Below are 22,917 nucleotides of genomic sequence, written 5' to 3'. Positions count from 1 at the left end.
CGGCCGCCGCCGACCAGAGGAGCCGGTCCGCGGGGACCGTGACCCACGAGCCGGCCCCCGGGACGGCCCGGGGCGTCAGGAGGAGTCCGCCCGGGCGCGCAGCCTCAGATGGTCCTGGGGGTCCCGCAGCAGCTCGGGATCGGCCGGGTCGGTCAGCATGCGGCGGACCGAGGGCGCGGGCATCCGCACCACCACCGGCTCCGGGAGCGTCACCTCCCGCACGGCCGTCGACCGCCGCCCCGTCACCCGGTCGGTCACCTCCGCCACCACCCGCACGTCCAGCGTGAACTGCACCAGCACCGACTCGAACTTGGGCTTGTGCAGCGGCATCGAGCCGGCGGCGTTCGCGGCCGTGTCGGTGGCACTGCCGGAACCGTCTATGACACCGAGGAGCTGGTTCATCCGGAACTCGTCGGCGTTGAGCACGCCCGCGCCGAACAGGCCGCGCGCCGAGCTGCCGTGCTCGTTCGCCTGCTGGCCGTCCGTACCCGTCGGGCGCGGTGCGTCCAGGCCGCTCTGCGCGACCGTCTCGAAGGTCATCTTGTCGCCCACGCCCAGCACCCGGCCGCCGCGCAGCCGGGCGTGCAGGGAGGCGCGCAGGTCCTGTCCGGACGCACCGGTCGCGTGCACCGGCGGCAGGTCCACGCCCGCGGCGGTCAGCAGGGGCAGTGCCGCGATCAGCCACTCCGTGGAGACGGCCTCACGCAGCAGATGGAAGGCCGCCTCGCCGCCGGTACGGAACCGCGCGCTCCCGCCCGCCCGCTCGACGGCGTCGTCCACCGCCTGCCGCACCCTGGGCGTCCCCTGGAACCCGTTGACCTGGGCCTCCATGGGCAGCCGCACCCCCGAGGCCCGCCACGGGCCGAGCCGGTCGGCACCGCCCTCCTCGGTGGGGACCGCGCGCCGGCCGACCTGCTGCGGCGGCACGGGGGCGAGCTGCGAGAGGGCGCGCAGATCGCCGGCCAGGACCCGATGGGTCAGGCTCAGGCCCTTCATCCTGTCGAGAGCCACCCTGCGGTTGCCCGAGAACACCTCCAGACTCGCCTCGATGGGCAGGTGCATCCGGGCCGACGGCGCGGACGACGCCTCGGCGACGGTCTTCACCCCCAACTGGGCCCGCCCCACGCTCACCGAGCGGCGCGAGTCGCTCGCCGAGAGGCCGAGACCGGCGGCCGCGCCTGCGCTCCTCAGCTGACCGGTGCCGCCGTCGGGTTTCCCGGAACCGGCGAGAACGCCCTCGACGCCCCGCGTGTCGCTCTCGTCGTGGGCGGCGGCCCGCTGGGCGGCGGCGGAGGTGATGTACTCCATGTCCCGGCCGTCGGAGGCGGTCTCCACATAACTGCCCCGCCCCGTCCTGCGGACGCTGAACACCGCCCGGTACGGCCGCCTGCGCCCGTCGAACAGTTCGACGGCCACGCCCCCGTCCATCGCGCTCGACAGCAGGCCCGCCGAGCCGTCCCGGTCGAGCACCCGCAGCAGTCGCCGCACATTGTCGTTGCGGTCCTTCAGACGGGTACGCGGCAACAGGTCGTCCGCGAGCGGGGCACCGAGCCTGCCGCGGATCCGCTCCAGCAGCGGCACGAAGTCGGGCAGGTCCTCGATCATGCCGAAGCCGAGCGGGACACCCTGGGGCAGGTCGGGGACGGTGGCCGGCGCCAGCAGCGGCCCGCTCTTCGGCGCCCCGCCGGAGGCCCCCGCGACCTCCCCTGCGGCCCGGCCCGAGTGAGCGGCCCGCGAGCTCTCCCCGTTCTCCGTCGCCTTCGCGCCCGAACCGGAGGCCGCGTCCCCGCGTTTCTCCTCGCCCGGCACCTTCAGTCCCGCCGCCCGAAGCTGCCGCTCCGTCAGCCATACGGCGACCGCCGCCGGCACCGTACGGCCGCCCCGCGCCACGTACGGGCCGCCGCCGTTCACCACGACCTCGGCGACCATCCGCACCACCAGGTCGCACTGGACCAGATACAGCGGACTCTTGCGCGAGGTGTGCGCGTTGCGCTCCACGGTGCCGGCCAGTGTGGACGCCGTGGTGTCGCCGCTGCCCAGGGCCCGGCCGGCCGTGACGCCCTCGGCGACGCGCCACTCGGTGCCGTTCTCGGCGCCCGTCAGGCCGCCCTGCACCGAGGCGCTGTGACTCGTGCCCTCCTGCCCGGTGACCTGGTGTCCGCCCAGGACGAACGTCTCGGTGCCCGCTCCGGTGCCCTGGTGCACGACCCGCGGGGCGGTGAGCGCGAAGCGGGTGCCGACCGCGCCGTTCAGTGCGGCGAGCCGCCGCGCGTACCGCAGGTTCTGCACCACCCAGCCCGCCGATACGGCCTGTCGCAGCGCCGCCGTCACGGCCCGCGGAGCGAACCGCTCCTCGATCGCGAGCCGCGGCGCGAGCCCCTCCGCCTGCAGCGCCCGGTCCTCGCGCGCCTCCTTGTTGCGGGCGGCCGCCCGCGCCAGCAGCTCGAACGCCAGGTCCCGCACCGGCTGCCCGTCGCCGACGGTCTCCACCAGCGTCCAGTCCCTCACGCCCCGGCCCCCCAGCTGCCGCGGGGTGAGGCCGGCCAGGTCGCCGATGCCCGCCGCCGCGAACTCGGTGCGCACGTCGTGGTGGCCCGCGCGGCGCGCGGTGGTCGCGGCGTCCAGCCGCTGCTTGGCGGCGTCGTCCAGGGTGAACGCGGTGGGGGTGAGCAGCCGTACGTCCTGCGCGTCCAGGGGCAGCGTCCCGAGGCGCTCGGCCGTGGGCACGTCGCGGCCCGGCGCACCCGGGGTGAGCGAGCGGGCGGCCTTGCGCTGCCGGGTCGTCATGGTGACGCCGACACTGAGGCTCAGCGCCCCGCCGAACACGCTCGCGGTCTCGGAGCCGTTGGTGAGGACGTCGGTGCGCACCGTCGGCCCGCCCTGGCCGCGCCGGGTCGTCGTACGGCCCTTCTCGCCGCGCGCCGACAAGGTCAGGGCGCCGGGGATCAGCCGGAACTGGCCGAGCGCCATCCCGCCCACGGAACGCGAACTGGCGCGCCCGCTCTGGACGTTGCTGGTGACACCCGAGTGGCTGCGCACGAGCCAGTCCCCGGTGTCGCCGAGATAGCCGGTCTCCCGCAGCGAGCCGGTGACTTTCAGCTGCACGTCGTGGGTGTGGAAGCGGGACTTGCGGCGCAGCCGCACCCGCATGCCCGTCGACAGCAGCTGGTCCTTGTTGACCCGCAGGTTGGACTCCGACAGGACGGTGACCAGCTCACGGTAGTTGCGCCGCTGGACCTCGGCCTCCTCGGGGCCGGGATCGCGGGGCGGCCGCTCCTCGTCGCCGAAGGCGGGCAGATAGCCGGCGAGCCGGGGATCGGTGGCGAACAGCCGCAGCACGGCCCGTGTCATCGGCGCGGTGTCCAGCCGGCTGATCGCCACGCCGGAGCCCATCGCCCCGAAGGGCAGATGCCGTACGACGTGCTCGGGCGCCTGGTCCTCGGCCGCGTCCCGCCCGGTCGCCCGGGCCTTCCCCTTGCCCTCCTCCGCGACCGCGTCCTCGGCGTCCGTTTTGGGCTTCGTCGGCCGCTCGACGAACTCCCCGGCCGTCACGCCCGCCGGCAGCGGCAGCCCCAGCTCCCGGGCCTCGTCGGCGCGCAGGGTGATCCAGACCCGCATCGAGTGGTGTGCCGTACGACCGCCGCCGCGCGCCCGGGTCAGGGGCGAGGCCGGGCCGCTGCCCTCGACGACGAACAGCACCGTGCCCAGATAGAGCACCTTGTCACCGCGTACCTCCGCGCCCTGCCGGCCGGACACCGTCTGCTCGGCCACGGTGAACCGCGCCTTGCGCGCGCCGACGACCGGCATCACCGTGCCGCGGACGGCGGCCGCGTTGCCGAGGACACCGAACCCCGCCGCCGGTCCGACCCCGAAGGCACCGCCGCGGCCCTTGCCCGCGGTGTCCGTCACCGTGTGCTGGGCCTGCTGGTGGGTGCGCAGCTGCGTCTTGCCGGTGCTCCAGCCCGGAGCCAGCTCGGTGATCGTGGCACGCATCCGGTAGGTGCCGGTGGTGCTGCCGTCCCGGCTGGTCAGATCCTCGCCGACGATCCCGTCGCGCAACAGCCGGGGCAGGTCCTCCAGTACGGTGGCGGTGGCGGTTGCCTCGTACAGGCGGGCCCGGCCCGGAGCGCCGGGCCAGGTCAGGGACGGGTGCAGCGCCGAGGCGACGGCGTCGAACAGCCCGCCGCCGCCCTCATGCGGTGCTGCGGTGTCCGAGACGGCGAGCGGGGCCATGGAATCGGCCAGCGACACCGCCCGGGCGGTCGCGGCCGGCACCGGCCGCGGACGCGCCGGCGCCCCGGCGGTCACCGGCACCAGATGCTCCACCGGCACCCGCATGGTGAGCGAGCCGGGCCCGCTGAAGTGCTGCGCGGAACGCTCGCCGCCCTTCGCGATCCGCACGCGGTAGCGCACCCGGCGCGGCACCTCAACGGACCCCTGGTCGCTGCGCAGCACCCGCGGCTCCGCCATGTTCCGCTGGCTACGGGAGTCCCGGGAGGACTGGAACGGCTGGGCGTTGACGGTGGCCGCCCCGCCGAGCCAGACGCCGGGCGCCACCGGAGCCAGGCCGAACGCGGTGAACGCGGCGCCCTTCGACGCGGACGAGCCGGCGCTGTTGGCGACGGTGGCGGCGGTGTTGTGCTGCACGTCCACCTTGGTGGCCGCGCCCTCGGCAGCCAGGCCGGCGGGGGAGAAGAGGCCGGGCCGGTCGTCGTCGGCGGGGGAGAGGCTCACCGTGACGTCGTAGTGGTCCGCGCCTCGGGCCCCCGTGACGGCGAAGGCCCTGCCGCGCCCGTAGAACGACTCGGGGCGCCCGGCGAGTTCCGCGCCGATCTCGGCCACGGCGCCGTCGCGACGCCCGACCACGTCGGCCAGGGTGGTGGTGACGAAATCGTGGCCGGTGAGCCCGTACGCCGTCGACAGCCCTCCGGCGTCCATGTCCCGCAGATACGGCGGGAGTTCCAGGGCGTTGTCGTCGACCTCCGCGACGGCCTCCGGTACCCGCACGGGCCGACGGCCGGCGCTGGAGGGGCCGGCCACGCCCAGCGCGGCGACGGTGGCCGCGTTGCCGGCGGTCCGCTGAAGCCCCAGCAGGGGGTTCGGTCCGCCGCTCGCACCGGCCGCCCGGGGTACCCGGTTCGCCCGAGGGGATCGCTCGCGGGCACTGCGGTGGCGGTCGTCGGCCGCCTGCTGATGATCTCGCACGCGCGTCAGCGTAAGGACGCCCCGACGGCCGCGCGGGCCTCCCGCCCAGTGTTCAACTTCCGTACGCCAAAAGGTCGTCGAGGCGCTCGCGTCGACGTGAGCGCCCTTGGCGTCGGTGTCGCCCTCCCGGGCAAGCCCGTCCGCCGCGCTCAGCTCGCGGTGTCGGTGAGCAGGCGCCAGCCGGGTGCGTAGTTGCCGTGCAGGACGAGGGATGCCGCGCCGATCGCTCCCACGGTGTCCCCGATGACGCTCTGCTCGATGGCGACGGGCCGGATGGAGCGGGCCACCGAGGTGCGGTTGACGGCGCTGTCGATCTCCTCGAGCAGAATGGGCTCGATGCCGCGCAGCGCCTCGCCGCCGAGGACGACGCGGCCGACGTCCAGCAGGCTGACCGCGCCCCGGGTGGCCTGGGCGATCCGGCGGGCGGCGCGCCGCACCACGTCGCAGGCGGCGGGGTCACCGGTGCGGGCGGCCCTGCGCAGCGCCTTCCAGTCGTCGTGCAGGGAATCGGGGGCGCCGGTCAGGCCGATGCGGTCGGCGGCGGCCCGGCCGTGCCGTCGTAGCAGGTCGTCGATGATCGCGGACGGGCTGCAGTAGGGGCCGAGGCAGTCGGTGGCACCGCAGTGGCAGACGCGGTCGCCCGGTTCGACGGGCATGTGCCCGAACTCCCCGGCGTTGCCCGAGTCGCCGTGCAGGACGGTGTTGTCGAGGACGATTCCGGCGCCGATGCCGGTGCCCAGATAGATGAACAGGAAGCTGCCGGCCCGGGACTCGCCCCCGATCCAGCGCTCCCCGATCGCCGCGGCGGTCGCGTCGTTGTCCAGGGCGACGGGCAGGCCGGTCGCCGCGCCGAACATGTCGACCAACGGCACACGGCCCCATCCGGGGAGGTTCGGCGGTGAGACGACACAGCCGGAGGCGCCGTCGATCGGCCCGGGCGCGGCGATGCCCAGCCCGAGCAGTCTGGACGCGTCCACCGCGGAGCGGCCGAGCAGCCGCCGGGCCGCACGGGCGACCCGCTCCACGACGTCGGCCGGGTCGTCCGGGGCGGTGAGCCGGAGCCGGCGGCTGGTGATCACCTCGCCCGCCAGGTCGACCAGGACGGTCACGGCCGAGTCGGGGTCGAGATGGACCCCGATCGCGTAGGCGCCGTCGGGGCGCGGGGAGAGCAGGGTGCGGCGCTTGCCGCCGCTGGAGGGGGCGTGGCCGGTCTCCGTGACGAGCCCGGCGTCGAGCAGTTTGCGAACGACGTTCGAGACGGTCTGGTTGGTGAGGCCGGTGAGGGCGGCCAACTCGACCCGGCTGACCGTGCCTCGCGTGCGGATGGCGTCCAGGACGACGGCCTGGTTGTACCCGCCGACCCGCGGCAGATTCGTACCGCCGAGTGTCGTCACCTGTCCGTCACCTGTCCCCGTGCCGTGTCCGCCCTGGCGTCCTCACCGGGGCGTCGTCGCCTTGTCGCCGTGCCGCGCCCACCCGCCCAGGCGCCCGGTATGCCGGAAGTTTACATGTCGGAAGCGTTGACTTCATCCATCCATTGGATTTAGCTAGCCGCCATCACACCGGGTCGAACGGACCGGGTCGCGCAGGGGCGCGATAGGGAGTCGCGGCCCCTGAAGAGCCGTCGCGCCCCGCGTCCCATCGCGGCTTCCCACAGGTTTTTTCGTTCCGGAGGAACCAAGTGCGTTCGAAACTCGTCATCGCCGCGGCCCTCGCCGCCGCCACCGCCCTGACCGCCACCGCCTGCGGATCGGGCTCCTCCGGGAGCTCCGCAAAATCGATCAAGGTCGTCTACTGGCAGAACCTCGACAGCACCAACAAGCTGCAGGCGAACTACCTCGCCTCGATGGTGAAGGAGTTCACCAAGGCCAACCCCGGCACCAAGGTCGACCTCGTCCCGGTCACCGCCTCCGAGAACGACTACTACACCAAGATCCAGCTCATGATGCGGTCCCCGTCGACCGCCCCCGACCTGATCTACGAGGACACCGCGCTGATCAACTCCGACATCGCGGGCGGCTACCTCAAGCCCCTCGACACCTACACCGCGAAGTGGGCCGACTGGTCCAAGTACGCCGACGCCGCCAAGGGCGCGGTGACCGGCGCCTCCGACGGCAAGGTGTACGGCGTCCCGGACAACACCGACACCCGCGGCATCTGGTACAACAAGCAGCTGCTCGCCAAGGCCGGCATATCCGTGCCCTGGCAGCCCAGGACCTGGGACGACGTGCTGAGCGCCGCCAGAAAGATCAAGGCGAAGCTGCCCGGCGTCACCCCGCTGAACCTCTACACCGGTACCGCCGGCGGCGAGGCGTCCTCCATGCAGGGCTTCGAGATGCTGCTGTACGGCACCCCGGCCGGAGACAAGTCCCTCTACGACGCCGGCCAGAAGAAGTGGGTGGTGGGCAGCCAGGGCTTCAAGGACGCGCTGACGTTCGTCCACACCGTCTTCGGCGAGAAGCTCGGCCCCTCCGTGGACCAGGCACTCGGCGCCAACTTCGGCACCACCGTGGGCACCGAGCTGATCCCCGAGGGCAAGCTCGCCATCGACATCGACGGCTCCTGGATGCCCAACAACTGGAGCTCGACCAGCGCCAAGCCGTGGAGCGAGTGGCAGAGCACGATGGGTACGGCGGCCATGCCGACCCAGAACGGCCAGGCACCCGGCAAGACATCGATGTCCGGCGGCTGGGCCTGGTCCGTCCCGGCCAAGGCGTCCAACCCCGACCTCGCCTGGAAGTTCCTGGAGTCCATCCAGACGAAGACCACCTCGGCCAAGTGGAACGCGCTCAACGCCACCATCGCCACCCGCACCGACGTCGCCACCGACCCGACCTATCTGAAGGCCGTCCCGACCAACGAGTTCTTCACCGCCCTGGTCGCCGACACCCACTACCGTCCCGGCCTGCCCGCCTACAACCAGGTCTCCACCGCCATCCAGAAGGCCATGGAGTCCGTGACCACCGGCCAGGCCTCGGTCGACAAGGCCGCCGCCACCTACGACAGCGACGTGGCCGCCGCCGTCGGCGACGACAAGACGGTCAAGGGCAGCTCGTGACCGCGCTCGCCCCAGTCTCCCGTGGGACCGACGGCCACCGCCGGTCCCACGGGGCCCCCGCGCCCCTGCGCGGCCTGCTGCGCGCCCTGCCGCTCCTGCCGGCGGTGGTCCTGCTGGTCGCCTTCCTCGCCGGCCCGATCGCCTACTGCGTGTACTACGCGTTCACCGACATGCAGCTCACCGGCGCCACCGGCACCCACTTCACCGGCCTCGACAACTTCACCCGCGCCTTCCGGGACACCGACTTCCTCAACGCCGTACGGCTCACCCTGGTCTTCGTGGTCGGTTCCGCGGTCGTCGGCCAGAACACCCTCGGGCTGGCCCTCGCCGTCCTGATGGAGAAGGCGTCCAAGCCGGTCCGCTCGCTCACCAACGGCGTGGTCATCGCCGCCTGGGTCCTGCCCGAGGTGGTCGCCGGCTATCTGATGTACGCCTTCTTCTACAACCAGGGCTCCCTCAACTCGATCCTGCGGGCCCTGCACCTGCCGCAGCAGAACTGGCTCTACACCCTGCCCATCTTCGCGGTCTGCCTGGCCAACGTCTGGCGGGGCACCGCGTTCTCCATGATGGTCTTCTCCGCGGCCCTCAACGACGTCCCCAGGGAACTCGTCGAGGCCGCCGAGATGGACGGCGCCGGCCCCTGGCAGCGGCTGTGGCGGGTCACCCTTCCGGTCATCCGGCGGTCGATCCTCACCAACCTGATGCTCATCACGCTCCAGACGCTCTCCGTCTTCGGCCTGATCTACACCATGACCCGCGGCGGCCCCGGCAACAAGAGCGAGACCCTGCCCGTCTTCATGTACCAGCAGGCGTTCCAGAACAGCCTCATCGGCTACGGCACCGCCATCGCGCTCGTCCTGCTCGTGGTCGGCGCCCTGTTCTCCGCCGTGTACATCCGGCTGCTCCGACTGGAGGACGAGTGATGGCCGTCGCCGTCAAACCGCGTACCGGCTCCGCGCGACACGACCGGGTCGCCGCCACGTCCGTGTCCCGCCGGCGCCGCTCCCTCCTCGGCCGGGCCGGGGTCGACCTCGTGCTGCTCGCCGTGTCGTCGGCGTACGTCCTGCCGCTGCTGTGGATGGTGCTGGCCTCGGTCAGCGACCTCAACAGCTTCCGCCTGAAGCTGCCCGATGCGCTGACTCTCGACAACTTCGACGCGGTGCTCGACGTCGACACCACCTACCGGCCGATGCTCAACAGCCTGCTGCTGTGCGGCTTCGCCACCCTGATCACCGTCGCGGTGTCGGTCCTGGCGGCCTACCCGCTCTCCCGTCACCGCTCCCGGCTGCGCCGGCCGTTCCTCTACACGATCCTGTTCTCCACGGGACTTCCGATCACCGCCGTGATGATTCCCGTCTACAGCATGTTCGTACAGGTCGACCTGATCGACTCGATGCCCGGCACGACCCTGTTCCTGGCCGCGTCCGCGCTGCCGTTCGGGATCTGGCTGATGAAGAACTTCATGGACGGCGTGCCGATCGTCCTGGAGGAGGCGGCCCGGATCGACGGCGCGAACTCCATGCAGGTGCTGTGGCGGGTCGTCCTGCCGCTGATGCGGCCAGGCGTCACCGTGGTCACCATCTTCACCTTCATCGGCATGTGGGGGAACTTCTTCGTCCCCTTCATCCTGCTGCTCTCCCCGGAGAAACTCCCCGCGTCCGTCAGCGTGTTCACCTTCCTCAGCGCCCACGACCAGACCCAGTACGGACAGCTCTCCGCCTTCTCGCTCCTCTACTCGCTGCCCGTCGTGATGCTCTACCTGCTGCTGTCCCGCAAGCTCGGCGGCGGTTTCGCGCTCGGCGGCGCCCTCAAGGGCTGAGTGCCGCCCGCTCTCACCCCCCACGGAGAAGAGATCCATGCACAACGACCGTGAACTCACCGAGCAGCGGCTGCACCGGGTGCTCAACGAGCGCATACGGCCCGCCGTCCACGGCCGGTCGGTCCCCCTCTCGGTCGAGGTCTGGGACGTCCCCGGCGAACCCGTTCCCGCGCACGAGGGTCTGGCCGCCCCCTACCGGCCCGCGCGGGTGGGCGACCGGTGGGGCCCGGCCTGGTCGACGAGCTGGTTCAGGGTCACCGGCACCGTCCCCGCGGACTGGGCCGGACTCCCCGTGGAGGCCGTCCTCGATCTCGGCTTCGCCACCCACTCGGCCGGCTTCTCCGCCGAAGGCCTCGTCCACCGCGCCGACGGGACGGCCGTCAAGGCGCTCAACCCGCGCAACACCTGGGTGCCGGTGACCGACTCGGCCGTCGGGGGCGAGCGGTTCACGGCCTACGTCGAGGCCGCCGCGAACCCCGTCGTGATGCACACCGCGCCGGGCGAACTCACCTTCGGCCCCACCTCGGTCGGCGGACGCGCCCCCTGGCTCGGCGACCCGGCGGCCGATCCGGGCGAACCTCTTTACCGCCTACGGCGGTTGGATCTCGCGGTGGTCGACCGGCAGGTCTACGAACTCGTCCAGGACCTCGAAGTCCTCGGCCAGCTCATGCCCGAACTGTCTCCCGACTCCCCGCGCCGCTGGCAGCTCCTGCGCGCGGTCGAACGGGCCCTGGACACGGTCGACCTGCGGGACATCGGCGGCAGCGCGGCGGCCGCCCGCGCCGAGCTGGCCCCCGCCCTCGCCGCCCCCGCACACGCCAGTGCCCACCGCGTCTCCGCCGTCGGGCACGCCCACATCGACACCGCCTGGCTGTGGCCCCTGCGTGAGACCGTCCGCAAGGTCGCCCGCACCGTCTCCAACGTCACCCAACTGATGGACGGACACCCGGAGTTCAAGTTCGTGATGTCCCAGGCGCAGCAGCTCGCCTGGCTCAAGGAGCACCGGCCCGACGTGTACGCCCGCGCCCAGGAGAAGGCGAAGACCGGGCAGTTCCTGCCCGCCGGCAGCCTGTGGGTCGAGCCCGACACCAACCTCATCGGCGGCGAGGCGCTGGTCCGCCAGTTCGTCCACGGCAAACGGTTCTTCCTCGACGAGTTCGGCGTCGAGACCGAGGAGATGTGGCTGCCGGACACCTTCGGCTACAACGCCGCGCTGCCGCAGCTGATGAAGCTCGCCGGGGTGCGCTGGTTCCTCACCCAGAAGATCTCCTGGAGCACCACCAACAAGTTCCCGCACCACACCTTCTGGTGGGAGGGCATCGACGGCACCCGCGTCTTCAGCCACTTCCCGCCCGTCGACAGCTACAACGGCGAGCTGTCCGGTGCCGAGATCGCGCACAGCGTCCGCAACTTCCAGGAGAAGGCCGCCGCCAACAGCTCCCTCATCCCCTTCGGCTACGGCGACGGCGGTGGCGGACCCACCCGCGAGATGCTGTCCCGCGCCGCCCGCCTCGCCGACCTGGAGGGCTCTCCTCGCGTCGCGATGGAGAAACCCGCCGACTTCTTCACCCACGCCCACGCCGAGTACGAGGCGGCCGGCGGTGCTCCCGTGTGGTCCGGCGAGCTGTACCTGGAGTTGCATCGCGGCACCCTCACCAGCCAGCTCGCCACCAAGCAGGGCAACCGGCGCAGCGAACACCTCCTGCGCGAGGCCGAGTTGTGGGCCGCCACCGCCGCCGTACGCGGGGGGCACCCCTACCCGTACGACGCCCTGGACCGCCTGTGGAAGACGGTCCTGCTCCACCAGTTCCACGACATCCTGCCCGGCACGTCCATCGCCTGGGTGCACCGAGAGGCGGAGGACACCTACGCGGCCGTCGCCCGGGAGCTGGAACGGCTGATCGACGCGGCGCAGGAGACCCTGGCCGGCCCCGGCGAAGGCAGCCTGGTGTTCAACGCCGCCCCGCACGCCCGCGACGGCGTCCCCGCGTTCGGCGCCGCCCCCCGCGCCGAGGACCCCTCGGCTCCCGTACCCCCGCTGGACACCGACGACGGCTTCGTCCTCGACAACGGCCTTGTGCGGGTCGCGATCGACACGGACGGGCTGATCACCTCCGCGTACGACATCTCCGCCGACCGTGAGGCCGTGGCCCCCGGCGCCCGCGCCAACCTGCTCCAGCTCCACCAGGACTTCCCCAACCAGTGGGACGCCTGGGACATCGACGCCTTCTACCGCAACACCGTCCGCGACCTCACCGAAGCCGAGTCGGTCACGGCGGTCGAGGGCGGCGTACGGATCGTGCGGGTGTGGGGTGCGTCCCGTGTCGAGCAGACGCTCACCCTCCCCGCCGGTGGTCGGCGGCTGCTCGTCGACACGGTCGTCGACTGGCACGAACACGAGACGCTCCTCAAGGCCGCCTTCCCCTTGGACGTGCGCGCCGCGCACTCCACCGCCGAGATCCCCTTCGGTCACGTCGAACGCCCCACCCACACCAACACCAGTTGGGACGCCGCCAAGTTCGAGATCTGCGCCCACCGCTTCCTCCACGTCGGCGAGCGCGACTGGGGCGCTGCCCTGGTCAACGACTCCACCTACGGCCACGACGTCACCCGGGACGTCCGTCCCGACGGCGGTACCACCACGACGGTCCGGCTCTCCCTGCTGCGGTCCGCCCGCTTCCCCGACCCGGACCAGGACCAGGGCACCCACCGGCTGCGCTACGCCCTGCTGATCGGCGTCGGCCTCCCCGACGCCGTCCGCGAGGGCTACCGCCTCAACCTCCCCGAACGCGTCCGCCGGGGCCGCACACTGGTCGCCCCGCTGGTCACCGTGGACCACGAGGGAGTGGTGATCGAAGCCGTCAAACTCGCCGACGACCGCAGCGGAGACGTGGTGGTCCGCCTCTACGAGGCCCACGGCGTCCGCGCCCGCGCCCTCCTCACCCCCGGCTTCCCCCTCGCCTCCGCCGGGAGCACCGACCTCCTGGAACGCCCCCTGCACGACCCGGCGAGCCACGAGGCCGCCGACGGGGGAGTCCGGCTGACCCTGCGCCCCTTCCAGATCCTCACCCTTCGGCTCCGCCCACGGACGCCCTGACCAGGACGTTCGCCGGGGAATGCGGGGATGGGGTGCGTTGTTGAAGCTCGTGACTGACATGCTCGGGTCAGTCTCGAGCGAAGGGAGGACGTCATGGCACGCAGCACCACACGCCCTGTCGTCAGACTGAAGTCGACGGCCGGTACCGGTGTCACCTACGTGACGCGCAAGAGCCGTCTCAACGATCCCGACCGGCTCGTCCTGCGCAAGTACGACCCGGTGGCCGGCCGCCACGTCGCGTTCCGCGAGGAACGCTGAACCACCCGCCCGCCGGCGGAACACGTACGAAGGAGGACATCGCCATGAAGGTCCGCAGGTCCCTGCGCTCGCTGAAGGCCAAGCCCGGGTCACAGGTGGTCCGCCGACGCGGCGTGACCTTCGTCATCAACAAGAAGAACCCCCGCTTCAAGGCCCGCCAGGGCTGAGGAACACGCGGCCAGGGGCCGCTCGGCCGGCCCGGCTCCACGGATCCCCCGGGAGCCGGGCCGCGCGTTGCCGAGGCCCAAGCCGTACCGCCCACCCCCGTACGCTTTCCCCGTGCCGACCTCCCGCCTCCGACGTGCCGCCGTCCTCGTGCTCGAAGGGGCCAAGCCGCTCGATGTCGGCATCCCCGCACAGGTGTTCACGACCCGAGCGAGCATGCCCTACGAGGTGCGGGTGTGCGGCGCGGCACCCGGCCTGGTGACCGGCGGCGACGGTCTGTCGTACCACGTGGCCCACGGCCTGGAGGCGCTGGAGTGGGCCGACATCGTCTTCATCCCCGGCTACCGTGCCCCGGACCGTGAGGACCCGCCGCAGAGGGTCGTCGCCGCCCTGCTCGCCGCCCACGCCCGGGGCGCCCGGCTGGCCGCCATCTCGACGGGCGCCTTCGCACTCGCCGCCACGGGCCTGCTCGACGGCAGACGCGCCACCACGCACTGGCACTACACCCGGGCGCTGGCGGCGAAGCACCCGCTCCTGCGGGTCGACGAGAACGTCCTCTTCGTCGACGAAGGCACCGTGCTGACCTCGGCGGGCGCCGCCTCGGGCATCGACCTGTGCCTGCACATCCTGCGTGGCGACCTCGGCGTGGCCGCCTCCAACCACGCGGCCCGGCGTCTGGTCGCGGCCCCCTACCGCAGTGGCGGTCAGGCCCAGTACGTGCCGCGCAGTGTGCCGGAGCCGCTGGGCGAACGGTTCGCCGCCACCCGCGAATGGGCCCTGCGCCGCCTCGACGAACCCCTCACCCTCGACATACTCGCCCGGCACGCGGCGGTCTCGCCGCGCACCTTCTCGCGCCGCTTCGTCGAGGACACCGGATACACGCCCATGCAGTGGGTGATGCGCGCCCGGATCGACAGGGCCCGTGAGCTGCTGGAGCGTTCCGAGCGCGGCGTCGAGCAGATCGCGGGCGACGTCGGGCTCGGCACGGGCGCCAATCTACGGATGCACTTCCAGCAGATCCTCGGCACCACCCCGAGCGAGTACCGGCGCACCTTCACCCGCGGCGAATAGCCGGCCGAGCCGCCTGGCGAGATCCTTGCGAACCATGGCGCTCACGCCTCGGCCATGAGGGGCCGCCGCACGCGAGGCTGGTGGCGAACAGGAAGGGACACCACTCATGACTCGCATCGCCATCAACGGATTCGGCCGCATCGGACGCAACGTGCTGCGCGCGCTCCTCGAACGCGACAGCGACCTCGAGATCGTCGCCGTCAACGACCTCACGGAGCCCGCCGCCCTCGCGCGGCTGCTCGCCTTCGACTCGACGGCGGGCCGGCTGGGCCGCCCGGTCACCGTGGACGACGGAGCCCTCGTCGTCGACGGCCACCGCATCACGGTGCTCGCCGAGCGCGAACCGGCACGGCTGCCGTGGGCCGCGCTCGACGTCGACATCGTGCTGGAGGCGACCGGCCGCTTCACCTCCGCCAAGGCCGCCCGCGCCCACCTCGACGCGGGCGCGAAGAAGGTGCTGGTCAGCGCGCCCTCCGACGGCGCCGACGTCACGCTCGCCTACGGGGTCAACACCGACGCCTACGACCCCGATCTGCACACGGTCGTCTCGAACGCCTCGTGCACGACCAACGCGCTCGCGCCACTGGCCGCGGTCCTCGACGACCTGGCCGGCATCGAACACGGCTTCATGACGACGGTGCACGCCTACACGCAGGAACAGAACCTCCAGGACGGCCCGCACCGCGACCCCCGCCGCGCCCGCGCCGCCGGCGTCAACATCGTGCCGACGACCACGGGCGCCGCCAAGGCGATCGGCCTCGTGCTGCCGAACCTCGACGGCAAGCTGTCGGGCGACTCGATCCGTGTACCCGTCCCGGTCGGCTCGATCGTCGAGCTGAACACGACCGTCGCCCGCGACGTGACCCGCGACGACGTCCTCGCCGCTTACCGCACCGCCGCCGAGGGCCCCCTCGCGGGCATCCTCGAGTACTCGGAGGACGCGCTGGTGTCGTCCGACATCACGGGCAACCCGGCCTCGTCGATCTTCGACTCGGCCCTCACCCGCGTCGACGGCCGCCACATCAAGGTGGTCGCCTGGTACGACAACGAGTGGGGCTTCTCCCACCGCGTCATCGACACCCTCGAACTGCTCGCCGCCGGCCCGCGCACGCAGGGCTGACCTGGGTCACCGCGCCTCGGCGATGGGGTGTGCCCGGCCGGTGACGCGTACCCGGGGGTCCGCCGGATCGATGTCGACGAGCAGTTCGCTCGGCCGGCCCATGTCCTCCCCCTGCCGGATGGTGATGGCCGTCGGCCGCGTCACGAGGCCGAGCGCGCGCAGGTATCCGCCGAAGGCGGCCGCCGCCGCGCCGGTCGCCGGGTCCTCCACGACCCCGCCGACGGGGAAGGGGTCACGGGCGTGGAACCGGTCGGCGGACTCGCGCCACACCAGCTGCAGGGTGGTCCAGTCATGCCGTCGCATCAACTCGGCGAGCGCGTCGAAGTCGTAGTCGAGGTCCGCCAGCCGGGCCCGGTCGGCGGTGGCCAGGACGAGGTGCTGGACCCCTCCGAAGGCGACATGGGGCGGGAGTCCGGGATCCAGGTCACCGCTCGACCAGCCCAGGGCGGCGAGCGCGCCGTCCAGTTCCTCCGGGAGGGCCGGCCGGGTGCGGGTGGGCACACTGGTGAGCGTGGCCCGCAGCGCCCCGTCGGCGCCGGTGGTCGTCGACACGGGGATCTGTCCCGCCGGGGTGTCGAAGAGCAGCTCGCCCGGGCCGATCCGCTCCGCCAGCGCCACCGCGGTGGCGATCGTGACGTGGCCGCAGAACGGCACCTCGGCGAGCGGACTGAAGTAGCGCAACCGGAAACGCCTCTGCGCGTCGTCCCGGGCCGTCACGAACGCCGTCTCGGAGTACCCCACCTCGGCGGCCACGGCCTGCATCGCGGCTTCGTCGAGGGCCGACGCGTCCAGGACGACGCCGGCCGGGTTGCCGCTCCGCGGGCCGGCGCCGAGGGAAGGGACGGGGGTGAACGCGGCGTAGCGCAGGACATCCAGGCTGGTTTCGATGTTCATGGGCTCTACGCTGCCATCCCCAGGCCATGCAGGGAAATGATGATTCGTGCACAAGTCGATCGAGTAATCCGATCGCTCGGCTAGAGTCGGTCCCGTGGACACCCGGATCCTGCGCACCTTCGTCACCCTCGCCCGCAGGGGCAACTTCACCGCCACGGCCGACGACCTGCATCTCGCCCAGTCCACCGTGACGGTCCACATCAGGACACTCGAGAAGGACCTGGGCACGCGGCTCTTCGACCGGCTGCCGCGCGGGGCGGTGCTCACCGACGCGGGGCGGCTCGTGCTCGCCGACGCCGAGGCCATGCTGGAGGCGGAGGAGCGGCTACGGGCCACGGCCACCGGAAACCGGGGCGGAGAGATCACCGGCCGGGTGGTGATCGGCGCGGGCGAGACCCTGTGCGCCGCCCGGCTGCCCGGGGCGGTCGCCGCCCTGCGCCGCACCCATCCCGGGGTGGAGATCCACCTCCACCCGACAGGTACCGCGGAAGCGGTCGACGGCCTGCGCTCCGGACGGCTGGACCTCGCCCTGCTGCTGGAGGAACAGGCCGAGTACGCCGACCTCACCGCCGAGCGCATCGCCGCCGAACCCCTGCTCCTGGTCGCCGCCCACCACCATCCCCTCACCGCCGGAGGAAGTCCCGCGGCCGACTGGACGGAGCTGGCCCACGAGCACTTCTTCCTCCACGAAGAGGGATGCTCCTACAGTGACCGCCTCGCCCGGCACCTGCTGGCCGTCCCCGGCGCACGGCCCCGGCTGACCCGGTTCGGCAGCATCGAGGCCACCCGCTCCTGCGTGGTCGCCGGCCTGGGCCTGACCCTGCTGCCCCGCGTCACCGTCGAGGGCGCGATCCGCGAGGGCAGCCTGGCGGAGGTGGCCGGGCCCCGCATCCCGGACGTGCCGGTGCAGTTGGTGCGTCTGCGCAGACGCTGGCGGTCACCGGCCGTGCGCGCCGTCGCCGACGAACTCGTACGCCAGTTCTCCCCCTCCTGAGAGCAGCCCGCCGCGGAGATCCGGGTTTTGCCCACGCCGGACCGCAAGGGTGCCCTGATGTCTGCCCCTAACGCCCTGGTGTCCGCGCCGGGCGCGCGAAAGCGTCGTCCCGCGGACGTGCATGGCCGAGGGTGAAGGAGCTGCGATGCAGGCGCGCGGGCAGGACGGGCAGCGGCAAGTCCCGCAGCAAGGGCCTCACCGGCGTCCGGCGACCCGGCCGACGCCCGTCGCCACCACCGCTGCCGCTGCCGCCGCCGCGGGTCGGACCGGTGGACTGCCCGCCACCGCCCTGGCGGTCCTCCAGCGGACGCTGGGAAACCGGGCGCTGGCCCAACTCGTCGCGGACGAAGGGCACCAGCACGGGCCGGGCTGCGGACACTCCGCCACGCCCGTCGTGCAGCGGGCCACCGACGTCGACGCGGTGCTGAGCAGCCCGGGCCGTCCGCTGGCCGGACCGCTGCGGCAGGAGATGGAGGCCCGCCTCGACGCCGACTTCAGCGACGTACGGGTCCACGACGACACCACCGCCCGTCAGTCGGCCGCACAGCTCGGTGCCCGCGCCTACACCTCCGGCAGCCATGTCGTCATCGGCGAGGGCGGCGGCGACAAACACACCCTGGCCCACGAACTCACCCACGTCATCCAGCAGCGCAGCGGCCCGGTCGCGGGCGCCGACACCGGCGACGGACTGCGGGTCAGCGACCCCGGCGACAGCTTCGAACGGGCCGCCGAGACGAATGCCGCCCGGGTGATGTCCGGGCCCGTGCCCGTCCAGAAGAGGGCCGAGGAGGAGACCGAACACGCCGAGACGCACCCGAACGGCCATGCGCAGCGTGCCACGAGCGACGTGCCCGGGCGGCAGCGGCACGTCCAGCGCGTCGTGTACAACACCCGCGCCGCTCCGACACGTCCCTTCATCCGCGCCCTCCCCGACGGCCTGCGCCGGACGGCGTCCATCGAGATGATGACCGACGGTTCTCTGTACGGGACACCGCCGGCGGCCGACCCCACCGGCTACGACTACATCCGCCAGCTCGGTCTGACCAACTTCTGGATCCGCTTCCACCTCATCAACCAGCTGGCGGGCGGCCCCGGAACGCAGGAAAACCTGGTCCCGGCGTCCAAGCGGGACAACAGCCAGTACGAGGTCATCGTCGAAAGACCGCTGAAGGACCTCGTGGACTTGGTCGACGCCACCAACAGCCGGCTGCCGGCGGGCTCTCCGCTCCACTACGTCTACTTCGGTGTCGACGTGCACTACGCGACGGCCAGGTCCGGGACCTCGCAGTACCAGCAGTCCTTCGCCCCGTACTTCGTCGACTCCCTCACGGTCCACCTCAAGCGCTACGACCCGGCGACCGGCCAGTGGACGTCCCACTTCCCCGGGGCCCGGTTCGACTTCCAGGACCAACAGCCGACCGACCTCGGCGCGGCGGTGCCGGCCGCCACCATCACCCTGCCGGACCTGGTGCAGCTCACCGGAAGCCGTCGCTGGGACACGGGTGACGTCGGCTTCCTGCAGTCGATCGGCGCCGGCGGCAGCCGCAGCGCCGAGTTCCAGGGCCTGGTGGACCACTACGGCTCGACGGGCCCCGAGGAGTCGGTGGTCCACACGTTCTGGCAGATGCCCTTCCGTCCTCCGCGGCAGGGCCGGGGCCGGGGCCGGCAGACCGGAGCGGTCAGCTTCGCCGAGCGCATCGACAGCAACACGCGGCTCAACACCCTGGCCCGCCTGATCGCCACCGGCAAGATCGGTACCTGACGGGCCGCCCGCCCCGGCGTGGCGGGCAGGGGTGGAAACGAGGAAGGGACGTTCGTTGTCGAGTCTGTGGCGGGTGCGCGTGACACGCGTGACCGACGACACCGTCGAGCTGACGCTGGTGGCGATCCACCCCGACTCCGGGGAGCCGTCCGGTTCGGCCGCCTTCGCCATGCGGCTGTTGGCCGACACCGACCTGGAGCGGCTGGACCGCGAGGCCGGGAAGGGAGCGTACTGGGACCCGGACGCACTGGCCCGGTACGCCCACCGGGTCATCACGGCCGTCTCGGTGACCGGCCGGCGCAACATGCCCTTCGACGAAGAGGCCGCCCGGCGGCGGATCGAGGACGAACTGCGCAACCGCGGCCTCGACCCGGCCGACGCCGCGGCCTGGCAGAACGCGTTCCTGGACGCGTGGCGCGACCTGTGGCGGAACCCCGACCGGGTCCCCTCCGCCGTCCTGGAGATCCGCCTGGCCGACCCGACCTGGCTGACGGGAGCGCCCCTCGACCGCGAGTGGGACACGGCGGCCTACGGGTGAGGGCCGCGGGAGGCCCGGACGCTCCCGCCTGTGACCTCGTCTCGTTCACGCACCGCCCCACACCAGCCGCGCACCACCGAGTGGCGGGAGGGGTTCCGGACGCGGGGCGTCCGGAACCCCTCGGTGTGGCCGTGGACGGTCAGTAGGTGTGCAGGGTGAGCCCGTAGCGGTTGAGGATCTCGTTCACCGGCTGGAACCATGTCTCGCCGCCGCTGGAGCAGTTGCCCCAGCCGCCGGAGGTGACGCCCTGCGCCTGGTCACCGCTGATGAACGAGCCGCCGGAGTCGCCGCCTTCGGCGCAGACGCTGGTCTTCGTCATCTGGTACACCGCGCCCTGGCTGTAGTTGACGGTCTCGTTCTTGGCCAGCACGGTGCCGCAGTGCCAGTGCGTGGTCGACCCCGAGCGGCAGATCGAGGCGCCCACCGGGGCCTCGGCCGAGCCGCGTACGAGCTGGTCGGACACCGTGCCCCAGCCGAGCACGACCGGAACGGTCCACCAGCCGCTGCCCACGTTCACCCAGGCGTAGTCGTTGTCCGGGAACGAGGAGCCCTGGAAGTTGCCGACGTACGTGCCGTCCCAGCCCCGGACGCTCGCCCCGGCCTGACCGCAGTGACCGGCGGTGATGAACCCGCCGTAGACCGAGAAGCCGATCGAACAGCGGACGTTGCCGGTGTAGTACGGGTCGCCGCCCACCGTGCCCGCCGCGAACGTGCGCGGGGTCGAGGCGACGGTCTCGACGCTGACCGGTCCGGTGGCCCGGGCCCGCGCCAGGAACTTCTGGACATCGTTGTCGGAACGGTGGTCGCGGACGACCGAGACCACGACGGTGTTCGCCTTCGGGTCGACGTGCCAACCGCCCACCGCCGCGGGGGCGGAGAGCTTGTCGAGGCGCGACGTCACCGCGTCGAGCTGCCGCGCGCTGTGCTCGACGACCCGTACGTCGGCCCCCTTGGCGCGGATCGCCGCGCGTGTGGGCTGCGAGGAGTTCGAGGTGACGGCCACCGTGAGGCGCCCGTCGGCGGCGTCGAACCAGGACCCGGCGTACGCGGCGCCCGCCGTGCGGCGCGCCGCCGGTTCGATCGCGGTGGCCTCCCGCTCGGCCTTGAGCCGGGCTTCCGCCTGGTCCTCGGTGAGCCCGAACTCCTCTCGCATGGCTTGGAGCAGTCCGGCGGAGGCGGGAGCGGAGTCGGCGGCCGGCGCCGGGGAGGCCGGGGCCTCGGTGCCGCTCGCCGCCGCGGGGTGGGCGCCCGCGCCGCCGAGTCCGGCCAGTGTCAGGAGTGTGGCCAGGCAGAAGTGCTTGAGCCTCGTGCGTCTCATGGGAGTAGCCCTTCGTCGTTCCAGTGAGTGGGGTGGAACAGCGGATGGGTGAGAGCGCTCTCAGGTGTGGCCCGGCTGAGCCTAGCCCCGACTGGCGTGTCAGGTCTATGCCAATGCCGGAACCGGTTTTCGGAGGCCGGTGCCGGCCCTGGTGCAAGGGCCGACACCGGTCGGATGAGTGGGCTGGGCGGTCAGCGGCTGCGGATCGCGGTGGTGGCGAGGAACCCGGTCGCGGCGGCGGTGATGAGAGCACAGACGGCGAGCAGCGCGGTACGGCGCATGAGACTGCCTTTCCCTAGGGGGCGGAGGAGATGTTCTGTACAACGCCGCTCATGCCGGAGTCGGCTTGCCGCGACCGCGTTTGCCACCCGCATGGACGCGGCCACCCGTCGCGGGCGTACCCGGCGTGGACGTACCGGCGTGGTTCACCGCGACGACCGGGGCGGGTCAGCCCTTCTCCCGTATCGCCCCGGTGCTGCCGCGCACGATCAGCCCCGGCACCGGCACGCGTACCGTCCCCGCGGGCCCCCCGTCCAGCAGCGCCACCAGTTCCCTCGCCGCCGTGCGTCCGAACTCCACGCTGTCCCGGGACAGCGCGGACAGCCACGGCTTGACCATGCGGCACAGTGCCGAGTCCTCCCAGGACACCACGGACACGTCGGCCGGTACGGCGAAGCCCAGTTCGGCCGCTGTCGCGACGCCGGCCACGGCCATCACGTCGTTGTCGTAGATGAGCGCGGTCGGGGGAGTGGGGCCGCCCAGAACCAGGCGGGTCACGGCCGCGCCCTCCGTGTCCGAGTAGTCGGTCGGCACCGACCGCACCTCGGTCAGCCCGCGCCGTTCCGCCTCGGTGCGCAGGGTACGGATCCGGCGCTGGGTGTGGGCGAGGTCCGGCAGACCGGCGATGTGCACGATCCGCCGGTGGCCGAGCGCGTACAGCTCGTCCACCACCGACGCCATCGCCCCCGCGTCGTCCGCCCACACCGTCGACAGGCCGGGGTGCCGCTCGTCGGGCGCGCCGCCGATCACCACCGCGGGCAGCCCGAGCTCCTCGAGGAGCTCGGGCCGGGGGTCGTCGGTGCAGGGGTCGACGACCAGGACGCCGTCCACCCGGTGCTCGGCCCACCAGCGCCGGTACACCGCGCACTCGTCGGGCAGGTCCCGCGCGATCTGGAACAGCAGGCCGAGGTGCCGCTCCGCCAACACCTCCTGGATGCCCGAGACGAGCTGGAGGAAGAACGAGTCCACGCCGAGCGTGTCCGCCGGGCGGGCCAGCACGAAGCCGACCGTGGCCGCGCCCTCCCCGGACAGCGCGCGGGCCGCCGTACTGGGCCGCCAGCCCAGCTGCTCGGCGACCCGGCGCACCCGGTCCCGGGTGACCTCCGAGACTCCCGGACGCCCGTTGAGCGCGAAGGAGACCGCGCTCTGGGAGACACCGGCGCGCTGCGCGATGTCCTTCATGGTGGGCCGACGCGCCGGTGACCGCCTGTCCGACAAGGAGTTTCCCCATTCCCGCGAGAAATTTCCGGCCAGTATGCACTAATGCGCTTCAGCTCAACCACCCTAATGCGCATAAGTAACTAATGAAATTAGCTGGGCTTGCTCCATTGACGGGCCG

16 protein-coding genes are annotated in these 22,917 nt (G+C 72.5%); 11 read left to right on the top strand and 5 right to left on the bottom strand.

Annotated features, from left to right (window positions below; genetic code table 11):
• Positions 1-75: 75 nt before the first annotated feature.
• Positions 76-5,205, bottom strand: a complete 5,130-nt coding sequence (locus tag ACIBVL_RS37220; RefSeq protein ID WP_399104590.1) for a hypothetical protein — start codon at positions 5,203-5,205, stop codon at positions 76-78.
• 149 nt (positions 5,206-5,354) lie between these two features.
• The gene (locus ACIBVL_RS37215; RefSeq protein ID WP_399104588.1) at positions 5,355-6,599 is read right to left on the bottom strand and encodes an ROK family protein; all 1,245 of its coding nucleotides are present in this window, start codon (positions 6,597-6,599) and stop codon (positions 5,355-5,357) included.
• Positions 6,600-6,886: 287 nt separating this feature from the next.
• On the opposite strand from ACIBVL_RS37215, the gene ACIBVL_RS37210 reads away from it, so the two are divergent.
• From ACIBVL_RS37210 to gap, 8 genes are all read left to right on the top strand, one after another.
• Complete coding sequence (locus tag ACIBVL_RS37210) at positions 6,887-8,263, top strand: extracellular solute-binding protein (protein WP_399104586.1); 1,377 nt, start codon at positions 6,887-6,889, stop codon at positions 8,261-8,263.
• Positions 8,260-9,186, top strand: coding sequence for a carbohydrate ABC transporter permease (locus ACIBVL_RS37205; protein ID WP_399104584.1), 927 nt, complete (start codon positions 8,260-8,262; stop codon positions 9,184-9,186). Before ACIBVL_RS37210 ends, ACIBVL_RS37205 begins: the two co-directional genes overlap by 4 nt.
• Positions 9,186-10,082, top strand: a complete 897-nt coding sequence (locus ACIBVL_RS37200; protein ID WP_399104582.1) for a carbohydrate ABC transporter permease — start codon at positions 9,186-9,188, stop codon at positions 10,080-10,082. Before ACIBVL_RS37205 ends, ACIBVL_RS37200 begins: the two co-directional genes overlap by 1 nt.
• Before the next feature lie 37 nt (positions 10,083-10,119).
• On the top strand, positions 10,120-13,179 hold the full coding sequence (locus ACIBVL_RS37195; RefSeq protein WP_399104580.1) for an alpha-mannosidase: 3,060 nt from the start codon (positions 10,120-10,122) through the stop codon (positions 13,177-13,179).
• 93 nt (positions 13,180-13,272) lie between these two features.
• Positions 13,273-13,437 (top strand): 50S ribosomal protein L33, encoded by a 165-nt coding sequence (gene rpmG, locus ACIBVL_RS37190; protein WP_390661542.1) that lies wholly within the window; start codon positions 13,273-13,275, stop codon positions 13,435-13,437.
• Positions 13,438-13,481: 44 nt separating this feature from the next.
• Complete coding sequence (gene ykgO, locus ACIBVL_RS37185; RefSeq protein WP_399104578.1) at positions 13,482-13,604, top strand: type B 50S ribosomal protein L36; 123 nt, start codon at positions 13,482-13,484, stop codon at positions 13,602-13,604.
• Positions 13,605-13,716: 112 nt separating this feature from the next.
• Complete coding sequence (locus ACIBVL_RS37180; protein WP_399104576.1) at positions 13,717-14,673, top strand: GlxA family transcriptional regulator; 957 nt, start codon at positions 13,717-13,719, stop codon at positions 14,671-14,673.
• A 106-nt stretch (positions 14,674-14,779) separates the two neighbouring features.
• A complete protein-coding gene (gap, locus tag ACIBVL_RS37175; protein WP_399104574.1) occupies positions 14,780-15,793 on the top strand; it encodes a type I glyceraldehyde-3-phosphate dehydrogenase in 1,014 nt (337 codons plus the stop codon).
• A 6-nt stretch (positions 15,794-15,799) separates the two neighbouring features.
• Here gap and ACIBVL_RS37170 read toward each other — a convergent pair whose 3' ends face one another.
• Positions 15,800-16,687 (bottom strand): PhzF family phenazine biosynthesis isomerase, encoded by an 888-nt coding sequence (locus tag ACIBVL_RS37170; protein WP_399104572.1) that lies wholly within the window; start codon positions 16,685-16,687, stop codon positions 15,800-15,802.
• A 94-nt stretch (positions 16,688-16,781) separates the two neighbouring features.
• On the opposite strand from ACIBVL_RS37170, the gene ACIBVL_RS37165 reads away from it, so the two are divergent.
• From ACIBVL_RS37165 to ACIBVL_RS37155, 3 genes are all read left to right on the top strand, one after another.
• The gene (locus tag ACIBVL_RS37165) at positions 16,782-17,681 is read left to right on the top strand and encodes a LysR family transcriptional regulator (protein ID WP_399104570.1); all 900 of its coding nucleotides are present in this window, start codon (positions 16,782-16,784) and stop codon (positions 17,679-17,681) included.
• 145 nt (positions 17,682-17,826) lie between these two features.
• Positions 17,827-19,443, top strand: coding sequence for a DUF4157 domain-containing protein (locus ACIBVL_RS37160; protein WP_399104568.1), 1,617 nt, complete (start codon positions 17,827-17,829; stop codon positions 19,441-19,443).
• A gap of 73 nt (positions 19,444-19,516) precedes the next feature.
• Positions 19,517-19,981, top strand: coding sequence for a hypothetical protein (locus tag ACIBVL_RS37155; RefSeq protein ID WP_399104566.1), 465 nt, complete (start codon positions 19,517-19,519; stop codon positions 19,979-19,981).
• Between the two features lie 139 nt (positions 19,982-20,120).
• On the opposite strand, the gene ACIBVL_RS37150 is transcribed toward ACIBVL_RS37155, so the two are convergent.
• A complete protein-coding gene (locus ACIBVL_RS37150) occupies positions 20,121-21,299 on the bottom strand; it encodes a S1 family peptidase (protein WP_399104564.1) in 1,179 nt (392 codons plus the stop codon).
• A 447-nt stretch (positions 21,300-21,746) separates the two neighbouring features.
• On the bottom strand, positions 21,747-22,796 hold the full coding sequence (locus ACIBVL_RS37145; RefSeq protein ID WP_399104562.1) for a LacI family DNA-binding transcriptional regulator: 1,050 nt from the start codon (positions 22,794-22,796) through the stop codon (positions 21,747-21,749).
• Between the last annotated feature and the right edge of the window lie 121 nt (positions 22,797-22,917).

This window comes from Streptomyces sp. NPDC049687 (assembly GCF_044465285.1).
Classification (GTDB): domain Bacteria; phylum Actinomycetota; class Actinomycetes; order Streptomycetales; family Streptomycetaceae; genus Streptomyces.
Note: the sequence above shows the minus strand (reverse complement) of the source record. Positions and strands in the feature narration are given on the sequence as shown.

What these genes read in the sequence shown, in the direction of transcription:
- ACIBVL_RS37150 (WP_399104564.1), bottom strand. Translation starts at nt 21,299, where the DNA reads ATGAGACGCACGAGGCTCAAGCACTTCTGCCTGGCCACACTCCTGACA.
- ACIBVL_RS37195 (WP_399104580.1), top strand. Translation starts at nt 10,120, where the DNA reads ATGCACAACGACCGTGAACTCACCGAGCAGCGGCTGCACCGGGTGCTC.
- ykgO (WP_399104578.1), top strand. Translation starts at nt 13,482, where the DNA reads ATGAAGGTCCGCAGGTCCCTGCGCTCGCTGAAGGCCAAGCCCGGGTCA.
- ACIBVL_RS37160 (WP_399104568.1), top strand. Translation starts at nt 17,827, where the DNA reads ATGCAGGCGCGCGGGCAGGACGGGCAGCGGCAAGTCCCGCAGCAAGGG.
- ACIBVL_RS37170 (WP_399104572.1), bottom strand. Translation starts at nt 16,687, where the DNA reads ATGAACATCGAAACCAGCCTGGATGTCCTGCGCTACGCCGCGTTCACC.
- rpmG (WP_390661542.1), top strand. Translation starts at nt 13,273, where the DNA reads ATGGCACGCAGCACCACACGCCCTGTCGTCAGACTGAAGTCGACGGCC.
- gap (WP_399104574.1), top strand. Translation starts at nt 14,780, where the DNA reads ATGACTCGCATCGCCATCAACGGATTCGGCCGCATCGGACGCAACGTG.
- ACIBVL_RS37200 (WP_399104582.1), top strand. Translation starts at nt 9,186, where the DNA reads ATGGCCGTCGCCGTCAAACCGCGTACCGGCTCCGCGCGACACGACCGG.